Source organism: Streptomyces chumphonensis (assembly GCF_014779715.1).
Lineage (GTDB): Bacteria > Actinomycetota > Actinomycetes > Streptomycetales > Streptomycetaceae > Streptomyces > Streptomyces chumphonensis.
Genome location: NZ_JACXYU010000012.1, coordinates 124171 through 139084 on the forward strand (window position 1 = coordinate 124171; position 14914 = coordinate 139084).

At 72.9% G+C, this 14914-nt stretch carries 16 protein-coding genes; 13 read left to right on the forward strand and 3 right to left on the reverse strand.

Annotated elements, in window-relative coordinates; genetic code table 11:
• Positions 1–92 precede the first annotated feature (92 nt).
• Genes IF129_RS20475 through IF129_RS20495 form a run of 5 tightly spaced genes read left to right on the forward strand, consistent with a single transcriptional unit; the run spans position 93 to position 3665 of the window.
• Complete coding sequence (locus tag IF129_RS20475) at positions 93–713, forward strand: DUF4178 domain-containing protein (protein ID WP_318153860.1); 621 nt, start codon at positions 93–95, stop codon at positions 711–713.
• Positions 710–1204, forward strand: coding sequence for a DUF2617 family protein (locus IF129_RS20480; RefSeq protein ID WP_191211214.1), 495 nt, complete (start codon positions 710–712; stop codon positions 1202–1204). The genes IF129_RS20475 and IF129_RS20480 overlap by 4 nt, the downstream gene beginning before the upstream one ends.
• The gene (locus IF129_RS20485; RefSeq protein ID WP_191211215.1) at positions 1201–1608 is read left to right on the forward strand and encodes a DUF4247 domain-containing protein; all 408 of its coding nucleotides are present in this window, start codon (positions 1201–1203) and stop codon (positions 1606–1608) included. The genes IF129_RS20480 and IF129_RS20485 overlap by 4 nt, the downstream gene beginning before the upstream one ends.
• A gap of 46 nt (positions 1609–1654) precedes the next feature.
• Positions 1655–2092, forward strand: coding sequence for a DUF350 domain-containing protein (locus IF129_RS20490; RefSeq protein ID WP_191211216.1), 438 nt, complete (start codon positions 1655–1657; stop codon positions 2090–2092).
• Between the two features lie 7 nt (positions 2093–2099).
• Positions 2100–3665, forward strand: coding sequence for a polyamine aminopropyltransferase (locus IF129_RS20495; protein WP_191211217.1), 1566 nt, complete (start codon positions 2100–2102; stop codon positions 3663–3665).
• Between the two features lie 43 nt (positions 3666–3708).
• Here the strand turns inward: IF129_RS20495 and IF129_RS20500 are convergent, their stop codons facing one another.
• Complete coding sequence (locus IF129_RS20500; protein WP_191211218.1) at positions 3709–5109, reverse strand: NADP-dependent succinic semialdehyde dehydrogenase; 1401 nt, start codon at positions 5107–5109, stop codon at positions 3709–3711.
• Between the two features lie 312 nt (positions 5110–5421).
• On the opposite strand from IF129_RS20500, the gene IF129_RS20505 reads away from it, so the two are divergent.
• The 4 genes from IF129_RS20505 (at position 5422) to IF129_RS20520 (ending at position 8834) form a co-directional block, all read left to right on the forward strand.
• On the forward strand, positions 5422–6261 hold the full coding sequence (locus tag IF129_RS20505) for an endonuclease I family protein (RefSeq protein ID WP_191211219.1): 840 nt from the start codon (positions 5422–5424) through the stop codon (positions 6259–6261).
• A gap of 171 nt (positions 6262–6432) precedes the next feature.
• Complete coding sequence (locus tag IF129_RS20510; protein ID WP_191211220.1) at positions 6433–7134, forward strand: FadR/GntR family transcriptional regulator; 702 nt, start codon at positions 6433–6435, stop codon at positions 7132–7134.
• Positions 7135–7248: 114 nt separating this feature from the next.
• Positions 7249–7935: a TetR/AcrR family transcriptional regulator gene (locus IF129_RS27000; protein ID WP_191211221.1), complete on the forward strand. Its 687-nt coding sequence runs from the start codon at positions 7249–7251 to the stop codon at positions 7933–7935.
• Complete coding sequence (locus IF129_RS20520; protein ID WP_191211222.1) at positions 7932–8834, forward strand: alpha/beta fold hydrolase; 903 nt, start codon at positions 7932–7934, stop codon at positions 8832–8834. Before IF129_RS27000 ends, IF129_RS20520 begins: the two co-directional genes overlap by 4 nt.
• Positions 8835–8877: 43 nt before the next feature.
• Here IF129_RS20520 and IF129_RS20525 read toward each other — a convergent pair whose 3' ends face one another.
• Both IF129_RS20525 and IF129_RS20530 read right to left on the reverse strand, forming a co-directional pair.
• Positions 8878–10311 (reverse strand): GntP family permease, encoded by a 1434-nt coding sequence (locus tag IF129_RS20525; protein ID WP_191211223.1) that lies wholly within the window; start codon positions 10309–10311, stop codon positions 8878–8880.
• Between the two features lie 118 nt (positions 10312–10429).
• Complete coding sequence (locus IF129_RS20530) at positions 10430–10912, reverse strand: NUDIX hydrolase (protein ID WP_191211224.1); 483 nt, start codon at positions 10910–10912, stop codon at positions 10430–10432.
• Between the two features lie 143 nt (positions 10913–11055).
• Between IF129_RS20530 and IF129_RS20535 the strand changes: the two genes are divergently transcribed.
• The 4 genes from IF129_RS20535 (at position 11056) to IF129_RS20550 (ending at position 14779) form a co-directional block, all read left to right on the forward strand.
• Positions 11056–11577 (forward strand): SRPBCC family protein, encoded by a 522-nt coding sequence (locus IF129_RS20535; RefSeq protein WP_191211225.1) that lies wholly within the window; start codon positions 11056–11058, stop codon positions 11575–11577.
• Positions 11578–11689: 112 nt separating this feature from the next.
• Positions 11690–12751 carry a DUF3533 domain-containing protein gene (locus tag IF129_RS20540; RefSeq protein WP_191211226.1) on the forward strand — a complete coding sequence of 354 codons (1062 nt, stop codon included), beginning with the start codon at positions 11690–11692 and terminating at the stop codon, positions 12749–12751.
• Between the two features lie 334 nt (positions 12752–13085).
• A complete protein-coding gene (locus IF129_RS20545; RefSeq protein WP_318153861.1) occupies positions 13086–13598 on the forward strand; it encodes an aminotransferase class IV in 513 nt (170 codons plus the stop codon).
• Positions 13595–14779: a GDSL-type esterase/lipase family protein gene (locus IF129_RS20550; protein ID WP_191211227.1), complete on the forward strand. Its 1185-nt coding sequence runs from the start codon at positions 13595–13597 to the stop codon at positions 14777–14779. Before IF129_RS20545 ends, IF129_RS20550 begins: the two co-directional genes overlap by 4 nt.
• The last annotated feature ends 135 nt before the right edge of the window (positions 14780–14914 follow it).

Below are 14914 nucleotides of genomic sequence, written 5' to 3' on the forward strand. Positions count from 1 at the left end.
AACAGCGGGTGCGCACGACCACCCGGCGGGCGTCCCCACGCTCTGTGACATACTCGGCCGCGCTCGTCGCAGTGCCGAAGTCGGGGGATTGGGTGAAGTTGCTACTGGCGGTGCTCGCCGCCGTGCTCGTGGTCGCCGTCGTCGTGGTGCTGGTACGCAGACTCCGCGCCGCCGACCGTACCGCCGCGACTCCCGCCCCGCGGGACCCGTTCGCCCCCGAGGACAGCACGGCCGGCGACCCGCGCGCCCTGAGGGCCGGCGACATGGTCGAGTACCTGGGGGAACGCCTCTTCGTGCGGGGTTCGTTGCGGCTGTCCGAGGGCGGCTACAGCTGGTCCGAGCACTTCCTCGACCCCATGGAGGACACGGGGGAAGGACGGCGCTGGCTCTCCGTGGAGGAGGACCCCACCCTTGAGGTCGTGCTGTGGAGCGCGTACACGGGCGACGAGCTCACACCCAGCCGTCCCACCCTGACGGTCCAGGGCGTCGCCTACCACCGCAGCGAGCACGGCACGGCGTCCTACCGTTCCGAGGGCACCACCGGCCTGGGCGCCACGGGACGCATGGAGTACGCCGACTACGACGGCCCGGGCGGCCGGAGCCTCGCCTTCGAACGGTTCTTCGGCGACCAGGGGCGCGGCAGTTGGGAGGCCTCGCTCGGCGAGCGGGTGGCCGACGGCACGCTGACCATCTACCCCGGCAGCGGCACGTGAGCGGCATAGCACTCGCCGCCCCCTACCTGGACACGGACGCCGACCAGCTCTCCTTCGCCCTGGACCTCCCGCCGTACGAGGCCCTCGCCGTCTCGGACCTGACGGTCGGCCCCCTCACCGTCCAGCTCCGCCTGCTCGGCGCCTCCCACCAGGTCTTCGCCGGACCCGTTCGGGAGACCGTCGCCTGCCTGCCCGGCCTGGCGGGCGGCCTGCCCGAGCAGGTCAGTTGGGCTTTCGAGGACTGGAACTACCGGTTCACGGCCCGCGTCCTCGACCACGGGCAGGACGACTTCAGCCGTGAGGTCGCCCGGCTGCGCGACCGGCACTCCGGACACCCGTGGGCGCTGTGCGGTGTCTTCCCCGGTTCGAAGGACGCCGTCACGGCCCTGACCGTCCGGCCGTGGGGGACCGGCCTGCGCTGGAAGACCTGGCACACCTACCCGCAGAGCCGCCGGATCGTGGCGACGCACACCTGGCTGGAGGCCCGATGAAGCCCGCTCGACCCGTCGCCTGCACCGCGCTCGCCGCAGCGCTCCTGCTGACCGGATGCTCCGGCGACAACGACGCCCGCGAGGTCCCGCGCGGCTGGATCGCCAAGGAGTACGGCCGCGACGGCCTCGACTACGTCGACCGGGGCGACGGGCCCTCCAAGGTCGCCGGGGAGATCGACGACCACCGCTCCGCCTTCTCCCGCACCACCAGCGGGGGCCGGGTCTTCCTGCGCTACCGCGACGACATCGTCGCGGTGAGCCCCCACCTCGGGGGCAGCCGGATCGAGATCGACGACTACCGCGACGGCTACAACCGCTGGCACAGCCACGTCGGACACGTCTGGCCGGCCCCCGGGAGCAGCGGCAACGGCTTCCGCGGCGGTGGCCCCGGCTCCGGCAAGTGAACCCAGCCCATCTCTCTCTCGCAGACGTCCCCTGAAAGGCACCACCGTGGCAGAGATCTTCGAGTCGGCAGGACAGGCCCTGCTGTACGGCCTGGTCGGCTTCGCCGTCATGGCCTGCGGCTTCATCGCCCTCGACCTGGTGACCCCCGGCAAACTGGTGCACGTGGTGTGGACCGAGCGCAATCGCGGAGCGGCCGTGCTCCTCGCCGGTCAGACCCTGGCGATCGGTCTGGTCATCGCCGACGCCATCGCCGCCAGCGAGTCCGAACAGGGGCTCGCGGACGGGCTGTTCAGCACCTTGCTCTACGGACTCGTCGGCGTGCTCGTCATGACCCTGGTCTCCGTCGTCGTCAGCCTCATGACACCGGGCCGGATGGGGCACGCCGTGCTCGACGACAACGGGGACCGTCCCCACCCGGCTGCCTGGGTCCAGGCGGCGATGTACCTCGGCACGGCCTTCATGGTCGGCGCGGCGCTGGCCTGACCGGCGCGTGAGCACCACCCGAAGCCCGGCCGCCTCCTCCCGGCTGCCGCGGTTCCTCCTGTTGCTCGCGGTCTTCCTCTGCGCCGCCTGCGGACTGGTCTACGAACTGGCACTGACCGCCCTCGGCAGCTACCTCATCGGCAACTCGGTGATGCAGACGTCGGTGGTGCTGTCCGTCATGGTCTTCGCCATGGGGATCGGCTCCCTGGCGGCCAAGCCCCTACGACGCCGGGCGGTGGGGGCGTTCGCGCTGGTCGAAGGGCTGCTCGCCCTGGTGGGCGGGCTCTCGGTGCTCGCCCTGTACGCCGCCTTCGCCTGGCTGCGCGTCTACACCCCGGCGATGATCGTCATCGCCCTCGTCGTCGGCGTCCTCATCGGCGCCGAGATCCCCCTGCTCATGACGATGCTCCAGCGCATCCGACGCCAGGAGGCCGGCGGGGCCGTCGCCGACATGTTCGCCGTCGACTACATCGGGGCGCTCGTCGGCGGCCTGTGCTTCCCGCTGCTCCTCCTGCCCACCTTCGGCCAGCTCAAGGGCGCCCTGGTGGTGGGAGTGGTCAACGCCGTGGCGGGCGTCATCGTCGTGCTGTGGATCTTCCGCAAGGAGATGCGGCGCGTGGTCCGCACCGCGCTGCTCACCGGAGTGGCCGGGGTCCTCGCCGTGCTGTCCGGTGCCTACGTGCTGGCGGACGACATCGAGATCTCCGCCCGGCAGCGCCTCTACCGCGACCCCATCATCCACTCCGAGACGACGCCCTACCAGGACATCGTCGTCACCCGCTCCTCCGCGTTCACCGGCGAGCCGGACCTGCGTCTGTTCCTCAACGGGGATCTCCAGTTCTCCTCCGTCGACGAGTACCGGTACCACGAGGCCCTCGTCCACCCCGGCCTGTCGGGGGAGCGGTCCTCGGTGCTCGTCCTGGGCGGTGGGGACGGGCTGGCGCTGCGCGAGGTGCTGCGCTACGAGGACGTCGAGGAGGTCACCCTCGTCGACCTGGACCCGGCGATGACCCGGCTGGCCGACTCCTTCGCCCCCCTGCGCGGACTCAACGACGGCGCGATGGACGATCCCCGCGTCACCGTGAGGAACACCGACGCCTTCACCTGGCTGCGGGACGTCGACCGGCGCTACGACGCGGTCCTCATCGACTTCCCCGACCCGGACACCGCTGCGCTGGCCAAGCTGTACTCGGTGGAGTTCTTCCACCTCCTGCGCGGCGCGCTGGCCCCGGGGAGCTCCGTGGTGGTCCAGGGCGGCTCGCCGTTCTTCGCCCCCAAGAGCTACTGGTCCGTCGTGGCCACCCTCCGCGCGGCGGGCTACGCGACCACCGAGTACCAGGTCGACGTCCCCAGCTTCGGCAACTGGGGGTTCGTCCTGGCGGCACCCGACGGCAAAGAACCCCCCGAAGCCCGCCTCGCCGAGAACCCGCCGCCGCTGAGGTTCCTCGACGAGGCCGTGCTGGAGGCCGCCACCGTCTTTCCGGTGGACCGACGCCCGCAGGACGTGCGGGCCAGCACGCTGATGGACCCGGTGATCCTGGAGTACAGCCGGCACGAGTGGCAGGCGTACTGACGTACACACGTACCGACCCACGCTCCGCGCGGTGGTGCCCCGGTCAGGAGGTCGCGTCCCCGAACCACACCGTCGTGACGTTGCAGAACTCGCGGATGCCGTGGCCGGCCAGCTCACGCCCGTACCCGGAGCGTTTGGTGCCGCCGAACGGCATCCCGGGGTGCGAGGCCGTCATCCCGTTGATGTACACCCCACCGGCCCGAAGGTCGTCCACCAGCCGTTCCTGCTCGGCCGTGTCCCGTGTCCAGGCGTTGGAACTCAGCCCGAACGGCGTGTCGTTGGCGAGGTCCACCGCCTCGTCGAGGTCGGCCGCCCGGTAGAGCGTGGCCACCGGTCCGAACGCCTCCTCGTGATGGATGCGCATGTCGGGGGTGATGCCGGCGAGGACCGTGGGCGCGTAGTACCAGCCCCGGTCGAGCCCCTTCGGCCGCCCTCCGCCGCACAGCACCCGCGCCCCCTTGGCCGTGGCATCGGCCACGAGCTCCTCGACGTCCGCCCGCCCCTGCTCGCTGGAGAGCGGCCCCACGTCCGTCCCGTCGGCCATCGGGTCGCCGACCGTCAGCGCGTCCATGCGTGCGGTGAAGCGCTCGGCGAACGCGTCGTAGACCTCGGTGTGCACGATGAAGCGCTTGGCCGCGATGCACGACTGCCCGGCGTTCTGCACCCGCGCCGTGACCGCCGTTCCGACGGCGCCGTCCAGGTCCGCCGAGGGCAGCACGACGAACGGGTCGCTGCCGCCGAGTTCCAGCACCGTCTTCATGATCTCGTCCCCGGCGACGGAGGCCACCGCCCGGCCCGCCGGCTCGCTGCCCGTGAGCGTCGCCGCCGCGACCCGCGGGTCGCGCAGGATGTCCTCGATCTTCCCGGAGCCCACCAGCAGCGTCTGGAAGCAGCCGGGCGGGTAGCCGGCGCGGCGGAACAGGTCCTCCAGGTACAGCGCGGTCTGCGGGACGTTCGAGGCGTGCTTCAGCAACCCCACGTTCCCGGCCATGAGCGCCGGCGCCGCGAACCGCACGACCTGCCACAGCGGGAAGTTCCAGGGCATGACCGCGAGGACGACGCCGAGCGGGCGGTAGCGCACGAACGCCCGCGAGCCGCCGGAGTCGCGGACGTCCTCGGGCCTGGGCTCCTCGTCCGCGAGCTCCGCCTCGGCGTGCTCCGCGTACCAGCGCATCGCCTTGACGCACTTGGCCGCCTCCGCCCGCGCGGCGGGCAGCGGCTTGCCCATCTCGGTGGTGACGGTGCGCGCCACCTCCTCCAGGTCCGCCTCCAGCAGGTCGGCCGCCCGTCGCAGCAGCCCCGCGCGCTGCGGGAAACCGGTGCGGCGGTGGTGCGCGAAGGCCTCCTCCGCCCGGGCGAGGCGCTCCTCGACCTCGGGGTCGGTCAGCGCGTCGTACGTCCTCAGCGTCTCTCCGGTCGCCGGGTTCACCGTGGCGATGCCCATACTCGCTGCCTCCTCTTCGCGGCGACGCGGCCGGGGCGCTCCCGGCCGGCCCCACCCGCGTACCCACTCTGCGCCGCCCGGCCCGTCCTCGCGCGCGGATGATCCGCCCGCCGCCGGGGAGACCGGGCCGCGCCCGGGGGGCCGGGACGGGGTGGGGCCCGGCGGCCTTGGGATGGGCACCCAACCGCCACGGAACGTTCACGCTCCGGAACCGGCCACCGTGGCACTCTCGGATGACCGGTGCACGTCAATCCGCTGGTCCGGGGCGTCATCCGGCCCGTGCGCGGCGGACCCCTCGGAAAGGACTCAGCCATGCCCGTCCTCCACACGGCGCGCCGGCGATGCGGTGCCGCACTGCTCGCCGGCGCCGCGCTCGCCGCCGTGACCCTGGGCGCCCCGGCCGCCGCCACGTCGTCGCCCGCCGCGGCGACCGGCTCCATAGCCGTTGCTCCGGACCTCGGCGCCTACGACGCCTACTACGACAGCGCGTACGGCAAGAGCGGCGAACAGCTCAGAGCCGCCCTGCACGACATCGTCAGCGAGCAGACCACCCTGTCGTACTCCCAGGTGTGGGACGCGCTGCGGGCCACCGACGAGGACCCGGACGACCCCTCCAGCGTCGTCCTGCTCTACTCGGGCTACTCCAAGAGCAAGTACGACAACGGCGGCAACGTCGACGACTGGAACCGCGAGCACGTCTGGGCCAAGTCCCACGGCGACTTCGGCACCTCCCGGGGGCCCGGCACCGACCTGCACCACCTGCGCCCCACGGACGTGACCGTCAACAGCGCACGCGGCAACAAGGACTTCGACCACGGCGGCAGCCCGGTCCACCAGGCCCCGGAGAGCCGGACCGACGGCGACTCCTTCGAACCGCGCGACGCCGTCAAAGGTGACGTCGCCCGCATGATCTTCTACATGGCCGTGCGCTACGAGGGCGGCGACTCCCACGCGGACCTCGAACTCAACGACCAGGTCGGCAACGGTTCCGCCCCGTACATGGGCCGGCTGTCGGTACTCAAGCAGTGGCACGAGCAGGACCCGCCCGACGCCTTCGAGTCGCGCCGCAACGACATCATCCACGACACCTACCAGGGCAACCGCAACCCCTTCATCGACCACCCCGAGTGGGCGGACAGCATCTGGCCGTGACGATGCCGCGGACCCCGCCGTCCCGGCCGACACCACCTCTCCCGACGGCCGGGGCGGCGGGGTCCGCCGACGACCCGGCTCCGACTCGACCCGGACGTGCCCCGGCGGGGCCCGCGCCGACTGTGTGAGCGGTGTACGTCCGGCGTCGACCGGCACCGTAATCTGAGGGGCATGGACGATCAGCGGCAAGGGCTGCACGCGCGGGTGCTCGCCGCGCTGGGTCCGGCCATCACCGGAGGGGAGCACCCGCCCGGGAGCGTGCTGCGCACCGACGAACTCGAACGGCGTTTCGACGTCTCCCGGACCGTGATGCGCGAGGCGATACGCGTGCTGGAGTCCATGAACCTCGTGCGGTCGCGGCGCCGCGTCGGCGTCACGGTGCTGCCGGCCGAGGAGTGGGACGTCTTCGACCCCCAGGTCATCACCTGGCGCCTGCAGGGGGCTGACCGCCCGCGCCAGCTGCGTTCGCTCACGATGCTGCGCTCCGCCGTCGAGCCGGCCGCCGCCCGCCTCGCGGCGGACCTGGCCACACCGAGCGAGTGCGCCGAGCTGACCGAGCACGCCCTCGGCATGGTCGCCACCTCGCGGGGTCAGCAACTCGACGGCTACCTCGTCCACGACGTCGCCTTCCACCGCGTCGTGCTGCGGGCCTCCCGCAACGAGATGTTCGCCCGCCTCGGCGACGTCGTCGCCGCCGTCCTGACCGGACGCACCGAGCACCACGTCATGTTCTCCGACCCCGACCCGCACGCCGTCACCCTGCACGTGCAGGTCGCCGAGGCCGTCCGCAACCGCGACGCGGCACAGGCGGAGGAGCTGACCCGTCAGATCACCCTCGGGGCCATGGCCGAGCTCGACGTCCTCGCTCCCTGAGCGCTGCCCTCCGCCGGGCGCCTCCCGTCCCTCCGCCCCGCCCCCGGTCAGCGGCGGTCCGCTGCCCGGGCACGTTGATCGACGCACCGCCGAGCCTGATATACGATACGGCACGTGTCGTATAGTAATGATGCTTCCGCGGCGCCGCGCGGTCGTCCGCGTGACGCCGAACTCGAGCGCCGGATCACGGCGACGGTGCTCGGGATCCTCGCCGAGAACGGTTACGAGGGGGTGTCGTTCGAGGCGGTCGCCCGGCGTTGCCGGACGTCGAAGGCCACCCTGTACCGGCGGTGGGCCTCGAAGCGCGACATGGTGATCGCCGCGGTCAAAGCGGGCCCCGCCCGCCGGACGTCGGCTCCGATGCCGCGCGGGGCCACCCTCCGCGAGGACCTGTTGATCCTGGCCCGGCTGCTGGAGCGCACGATGGCCGCAGCCGACAGCGGCGCGGCACTGATGCTGCTGCAGGCCGGGCTGGAGGACCCCGAGCTGTGCGATGCCATCGAGGAGTCCGTGGGCCCCACGGGGGCGCGCCTGCCGCAGCCGGTCATCGACGCCGCGGTCACGCGGGGCGAACTCCCCGCGGGCGCGAGCCCCTTCGCGTTCGAGGAGATCGTCGGAGCGGTCCTGCTGCTTCGCCGTGTCAACGGCCTGGCCGCCGACGACGACTACCTGGCCGTGCTCGTGGACACCGTGATCATTCCCGCCCTCGTCGCTTCTGCCGGCACCACCGACCTGCCCGCCGGAATCTTCTCCGGCCGCCTGCGGGCCCGTTCCGCCCACCACCCCCGGGAGCATCCATGACCCCGCACCTGACCATCGACGATTTCACCTACCGCACGGTCACCGGCAGCGGCGGTGTGGAGCTGAACGTCGCCGTCGGCGGCCACGGAGCGGCCCTCGTCCTCCTCCACGGCTTCCCGCAGACCCACTACATGTGGCGCCGGGTCGCCCGCGAGCTCGCGAGCGACCACACCGTGATCGTCCCGGACCTGCGGGGCTACGGCGCCAGCGGCAAGCCGGCCGCCCGGGATCCCGACACCTACTCCAAGCGCACCATGGCCAACGACGTCGTCGCGATCGCCCGCGAGCTCGGTCACGAGCACTTCGGTCTCGTCGGCCACGACCGCGGAGCGCTCGTGGCCGTCCGCGCCGGGCTCGACCACGCGGAGGCGGTGGACTACCTCGGCATCCTGGACGTGCTGCCGACCCTCGACACCTGGGCCGTCCTGCGGGGCGTGGAGGCCAAGGTCGCCTGGCACCTGTACCTGATGGCGCAGCCGGCCGGCCTGCCCGAGAAGATGATCGCCGCCGTCGCACCCGAGTTCTTCGGCTCCTTCCTCGACGCCTGGGACCCCGCGGGCACCACCTTCACCCCCGAGGAGCGCGCCCACTACGTCGAGAGCTCCGTCGCCGCGATCGACTCCATCGTGGCGGACTACCGCGCCACGGCCGGCGTCGACCTCGACTTGGATCTCGCCGACCGGGACCGTGGCGCGCGGCTCACGATGCCCGTCGGCGTCATCTCCCAGGACTGGGGCTCCCAGCTCGGTTTCGACGCCTCGGCACTCTGGCGCGCCTGGGCGCCGGACCTCACCTACCGGACCACCACCAGCGGCCACTTCATGGCGGAGGAGAACCCCGACGAGATCGCGACGTTCATCACCGAACTCGCCCACCGCGCCCCCGCCGCGCGGCGCTGACCCAACCGTGGCGCCACGTCGAGGACGTGCGCCCCGGTCGGGGCTAGAGGACCGCCCACAGACCCGCGGCGATGGCGAAGGCCGAGAGACCGAGCGTCGTCTCCATCACCGTCCAGGTCTTCAGCGTCGTCTTCTCGTCCATCCCGAAGAACCGGCTCACCAGCCAGAAGCCCGAGTCGTTCACGTGGGACAGGACCGTCGCCCCGGCGGCGATCGCCACGACGAGCAGGGCGGTCCGCACGTCGCCCAGGTCGGCCTCGGCGACCGCCCCCGCGATCAGGCCGCCCGTCGTCGTGAGCGCCACCGTCGCCGACCCCTGCGCCACCCTGAGCAGCGTCGCGATGACGAACGCCTGCAGGATCAGCGAGATGCCCAGCCCCGACAGGGAGGAGCTGAGCGCGTCGCCGATGCCGCTCAGCTCCAGCACGCCGCCGAACATCCCGCCCGCGCCGGTGATCAGAATGATCGAGCAGACCGGCCCCAGCGCCTGGTCCACGATGGTGCGGACGTGGGCCATGGAGGTGCGCGGCCGCCCCAGGACGAGGATCGCGACCACCACGGTGATCATCAGGGCCACCGGAGTCGCGCCGAGCAGGCCCATGAACGCGGCCGCCCCGACGTCCGGGTCCAAGGCCCCGGCGGTGCCCAGCGTGTTGAGCACGGTGTCGAAGGAGATCAGGACGAGCGGCACCAGAAGCAGCGCCGCCACCACGCCGAACCGCGGCGGAGTCCGGCCGAGCCGCACGGCCCCGCCGTCCTCCTGCTCCGCCTCCCGCTCCGCGCCGCTGAGCCCGCGCTCGTCGCGCACCTCGCCGAAGACGACGTCGGAGACCGGTACGTACACCCGGCGCCCGAGGAGCCGTGACACCAGGTAGACGCCCACGTACCACGCGGCCACCGCGATAGGGGCGCCGATCAGCAGGGTGACGCCGATGTCCCCGCCGAGTTGTTCGGTCGCCGCGACGGGCCCGGGGTGCGGTGGCACCATCGCGTGCATCGCCGCGAAGGCGCCGGCCGCCGGAAGGGCGTACAGCAGCAGGGAGCCGCCGAATCGGCGCGCCACCGTCAGGATGATCGGCAGGAACACCACGAGGCCGGCGTCGAAGAAGATGGGGAACCCGAAGCACAGGGCCGCGACCCCCAGGGCGAACGGCGCCCGGCTCTCCCCGAACCGGCCGATCAGGGTGTCGGCGAGGACCTGCGCCCCGCCGGTCACCTCCAGCAGCCGGCCGAGCATCACACCGAAGGCGACGAGCAGCGCGACGGATCCGATGGTGTCGGCGAAACCGAACATCAGCACGTCGGGAACGTCCGCCAGGGGGAACCCCACGGCGATCGCCGTGACGACGCTGACCCCGACGAGCGCGACGAACGCGTGGAGCCGCACCTTCATGATCAGGAACAGCAGCAGGGCGACCGCTCCCGCCGCGATCAGCAGCAGGACCGCCGTCCCGTAGGCGGGCTCGATGGCTTCCATGAGAACTCTCCCTGTCGAGGACCGGAAGGGAAGCTACTCGACAGGTACGACCTATTCAAGATGTCAAAATGAAAAGTCATACAAAAGAGCCCGGGCTCTCCGGCGGCCCCGTGGCGCGCTACGTCCTGTTCGGGACGTAGCCAAGATCCACGCCCCGGCACCCACCCGTCCGTGCCACGTCCGCCAGCAGCCCGGCCAGCCGCGGCGGCCACAGAGCCTCCCGCGTCCCCGCCAGCGCGCCCGGCGACCACCAACGCCACCCGAGGATGCCGTCCTCGGTGTGCGCGGCGGCCACGCCCGCCGCCGGCTCCCGACGCCCTCCGCGCCCGAGGAAGACGTGCTCGTGCTGCCGGACCGGCACGCCGGAACGCGTGTAGTCGTGCTCCCAGACGCACAGCAGCGCCCCCGCCCGGACGTCCGTCCAGCCCGTCTCCTCCCGCAGCTCCCGCAGGGCCCCCTCACGCGGCGTCTCGCCCGGGTCCAGCCCGCCTCCCGGCAGCGCCCAGTGGACGCCGACCTCCTCGTTGTCGTACCGGAACAGGAAGACCGCGCCGTCCGAATCCACCACGGCGACGCGCGCCGCCCGCCTAGGAGTTCGCATGCGGTCAGCCTAGGCGCGGCGCGGGCCTCTGCGGCGGGCGCCCGCCGCAGAGGCCCGCGCCGCGCCCTTGCCCTGTGCGTGCCCGACGCGAGAGGGTGCCTCGCCAGACACCGCACCCCGACACCGCCGTCCAGGAGCGCCCCGTGGCCCGCAGCTTCACCGTCTCCGAGAGCGTCGTCGTCCACGCCGACGCCCGCACCGTCTACGACCACGTCAGCGACCCCACCCTGATGGGCCGCTGGAGCCCCGAGAACACCGGCGCCACACTGCGGCCCGGCACCGGCACCGGCACCGGCACCGTCGCCGTGGGCACCGTCTTCGACGGCCACAACAAGCGCGGCCCGTTCCGCTGGACGACCCGCTGCACCGTGACCGAGGCGGAACCGGGGGAGTGCTTCGCCTTCCGGGTGACCGCCATCGGGCTGCGCCGTCCCGTCCTGCGCGCGGCCATCGCCACCTGGCAGTACCGCCTGGAGCCCGTCGCCGAGGGCACGAAGGTCACCGAGACCTGGACCGACGACCGCAGGTCCTGGCCCGACGCCCTCGCGGCCCTCTTCGACCGGGCGGCCACCGGAGGCAAGACCTTCGACGCCTACCACGTGCGCAACATCCGCACCACACTCGCCCGGTTGAAGGCCGCCGTCGAGGCGAACCCGGCGACCTGACACCGAGCGGGCCCCGGCCCGTACGCCCGACCGTCAGAGCCGCGACGCAGCCCCCTCATCCGATCGGCCCCGAGTACATGCGGCCCGGCCCATCCCTGCGGAGGCTGGGGGCATGGCACGCATCCACGGCACGCACGCCCGCGAACGCGGCGGCTTCGTCGGCGGGCTGGCGGGCGCGGTCACCCCGCGCGCCGCCCTGCTCGTGCTCGGCGTCCTCGCGCTCCAGCTCGCCTTCATCGCCTCCTACGTCGGCGCCTTCCACCACCCGGACCCCGACCGCGTACCCGTCGCCGTCGCCGCCCCCGACACGACGCGGTCCGCCCTGGTGGAGGAGCTGGAAGCCCTGCCCGGCGAGCCACTCGACGTCACGGTCGCCACCGCCGACGACCAGGAGGCCCGCGACGCCGTCGAGGACCGCAGCGTGGCCGGCGCCGTCGTCACCGGCCCGGCCGGCGACCGGTACACCCTCCTCGTCGCCGGCGGGGCCGGAGCCGCTCTGGTCGACGCCGTCGAGGGCACGTTCCGGGAGGTGGCGCGGCAGCAGGACCGACCGCTCACCGTGGAGGACGTCGCTCCCGCCGACGAGGGCGACGCCCGGGGCCTGACGTCCTTCTACCTCGTCGTCGGCTGGTGCGTCGGCGGCTACCTGTGCGCGGCGATCTTCGCCATGAGCTACGGAGCACGCCCCTCGAACCTCGCCCGGGCCGTCGTGCGACTGACCGCCCTCGCCCTGTACGCGGTGGCCGCCGGATTCGGCGGCGCTGTCATCGTCGGTCCCGTGCTGGACGCCCTGCCCGGCGGACTCCTGCCCCTGGCCGCCCTCGGCGCCCTGGTCGTCTTCGCCGTCGGCGCGACCACCCTGGCCCTCCAGGGCCTCCTGGGTGTGCTCGGCATCGGGCTGGCGATCCTCCTGGTGGTGGTTCTGGGCAACCCCAGCGCCGGGGGCGCCTTCCCCGCCCCGCTGCTGCCGCCGTTCTGGCGCGAGATCGGGCCGTTCCTCCCACCCGGCGCGGGAACGTGGAGCACCCGCTCCATCGCCTACTTCGACGGCGCCGCCCTGACGGGCCCTCTGGTGACCCTCGGGGTCTGGGCTCTCGCGGGCACCGCCCTGACCCTGCTCGCGGCGGCCCTGCGCCGACCGGGCACGGTACGCGTCACCGCGGCGGCCCGCTGAGAACCGCCGAGGAGCACACGATGAGGCACCCGGCCACCGTGGGACCACGCCCCGTTCCTCCCCGCGCGATCGCGCCCGGCCCCGCCCCGCGAACCCGCGCCGGACACCGGGCGCCGCTCACGTCGATTCCTGCGCCGGCAGCCCGGCCAGGTTGACCCGCCGGCGCCGCAGGGCGTCGATCCGCCGTCCGACATCTCCCGCTCCCCCCCCCGCATGACGGCGACGCTGCACTCCACGGCCGGTGATTTCACCGTGCCGGAGCCGGAGGCCGAACTGTCGGTCCTCGTCCGCACCGCCCGCCGACGGCCCCTCGGGCCCGCTGAGGCGGACGGTCGTGCCGCACGAGCGGCACCCACCCGCCGTCGAACACCTCGGCGAGGTCGCCAAGACGTACTACCTGCGGCAGGCCGCCGCCCAGGGACGGGACGACGCCGCGTTCGTGGACGGTCGAGGACGACTCGGTGAGGCGACGATCTGCAATCTCGCTTTCTGGGACGGCACCTCCGTCGTGTGGCCGCGCGCCCCGAAGCTCGACGGCACCACCATGGGGCGTCGTGCGCCGCCGACTGGAAGCGACGGACGTCCCCCAGCGGGCCGAGGACGTCACCCTCCACGGCCTGGCCGGGCTCTCCGGCGCCGTCGTGAGGAACTCCTGGACCCCCGGCGTGACCGTGCGGGAGATCGGCTCCGTACCGTTGCCCGAGGCACCCGGCCTCCTCGGGCCGCTCCACCGCGCCTACCGCGCGGAACCGGCCATCGCGCCGTGGCCCCGACCGCGGCCCGCCGGCCGTGCGCCGCGCGGACCCGAGGGCGTCGCACAACTCCCACGCGAGGACCAGTCCCTTGAACACCGAGAACCCGTGGATCGCCACACCCCTGACCGCGGACCTCTTCCGTGGCGCCATCGAACTGGAACGGACGGACCACGGCCTCCTACCGCACCGACTCCCGGCACGGGCCCGCGCCCAGCACAACGACGGACAACTCGCCATGGCCGAAGCCCAGCCCTCCGGCGTACGGCTGGCCTTCCGCACCCGAGCCACCGCCGTCGAACTGGACACCCTCCCCACCAAGCGCGTCTACGCCGGTACCCCGCCCCGACCCGACGGCGTCTACGACCTCCTCGTCGACGGTCGCCTCGCGCGGCAGGGCACCGTTCCCGGCGGCCACCTCGTGACCATCGACATGGCCACCGGAAGCGCCACCACCGTGCCCGGCTCGCCCGGCACCCTCCGCTTCACCGGCCTGCCGGACAGCGCCAAGAACATCGAGATCTGGCTCCCGCACGACGAGACCACCGAACTCGTCGCCCTGCGCACCGACGCGCCCCTTGAGCCCGCCCCCGCCGCGGGCCGGCCGGTCTGGCTCCACCACGGCAGCTCGATCAGCCACGGGTCCGACGCGGCGAGCCCCAGCGCCACCTGGCCGGCCCACGCCGCCCGGATCGGCCGGGCCGAACTGATCAACCTCGGTCTGAGCGGCAGTGCGCTGCTCGACCCGTTCACCGCCCGCACTCTGCGTGACACACCGGCGGACGTGATCAGCGTCAAGATCGGTATCAACCTCGTGAACACCGATGTGATGCGGCTGCGCGCCTTCACCTCGGCCGTTCACGGCTTCCTCGACACCATCCGGGACGGTCACCCCGGTGCGCCGCTGCTGGTCGTCTCTCCGATCCTGTGCCCCATCCACGAGGACACGCCCGGCCCCACCGCCTTCGACCTCGATGCGCTCGCCACCGGCGCGCTGCGGTTCCGGGCCACCGGAGAGCCGACGGAACGCGCCGTCGGCAAACTCACCCTCAACGTCGTCCGGGAGGAACTGAGCCGTCTGGTGGGGGAGAGAGCGGTGGACGACCCCCAACTGCACTACCTCGACGGCCGCGACCTCTACGGCGAGCCCGACGTCGCCGAACTGCCGCTGCCCGACGACCTCCACCCGGACGCCGCCACCCACCGCCTGATCGGTGAACGCTTCGCGGCCCGGGTTTTCTCGCCCACCGGTCCCTTCCGGCCCGCCCGTACCTGACCCGAAGGTCTCCCCGCGCCGCCGTCGGCCAAGCCGCACCGTCCGACCCGGGAAGGAGACGCACGTCACACAGCGGGCCGGTCACAGCGCACCGTGCCGCGCCGTCATGTGTGCGTACCCGCCGTCGGCAAGGAA

Excerpts from the sequence above, each read along its gene's own strand:
- IF129_RS20485 (WP_191211215.1), top strand. The coding sequence starts at position 1,201 with ATGAAGCCCGCTCGACCCGTCGCCTGCACCGCGCTCGCCGCAGCGCTC.
- IF129_RS20500 (WP_191211218.1), bottom strand. The coding sequence starts at position 5,109 with ATGGGCATCGCCACGGTGAACCCGGCGACCGGAGAGACGCTGAGGACG.
- IF129_RS20505 (WP_191211219.1), top strand. The coding sequence starts at position 5,422 with ATGCCCGTCCTCCACACGGCGCGCCGGCGATGCGGTGCCGCACTGCTC.
- IF129_RS20510 (WP_191211220.1), top strand. The coding sequence starts at position 6,433 with ATGGACGATCAGCGGCAAGGGCTGCACGCGCGGGTGCTCGCCGCGCTG.
- IF129_RS20520 (WP_191211222.1), top strand. The coding sequence starts at position 7,932 with ATGACCCCGCACCTGACCATCGACGATTTCACCTACCGCACGGTCACC.
- IF129_RS20525 (WP_191211223.1), bottom strand. The coding sequence starts at position 10,311 with ATGGAAGCCATCGAGCCCGCCTACGGGACGGCGGTCCTGCTGCTGATC.
- IF129_RS20530 (WP_191211224.1), bottom strand. The coding sequence starts at position 10,912 with ATGCGAACTCCTAGGCGGGCGGCGCGCGTCGCCGTGGTGGATTCGGAC.
- IF129_RS20540 (WP_191211226.1), top strand. The coding sequence starts at position 11,690 with ATGGCACGCATCCACGGCACGCACGCCCGCGAACGCGGCGGCTTCGTC.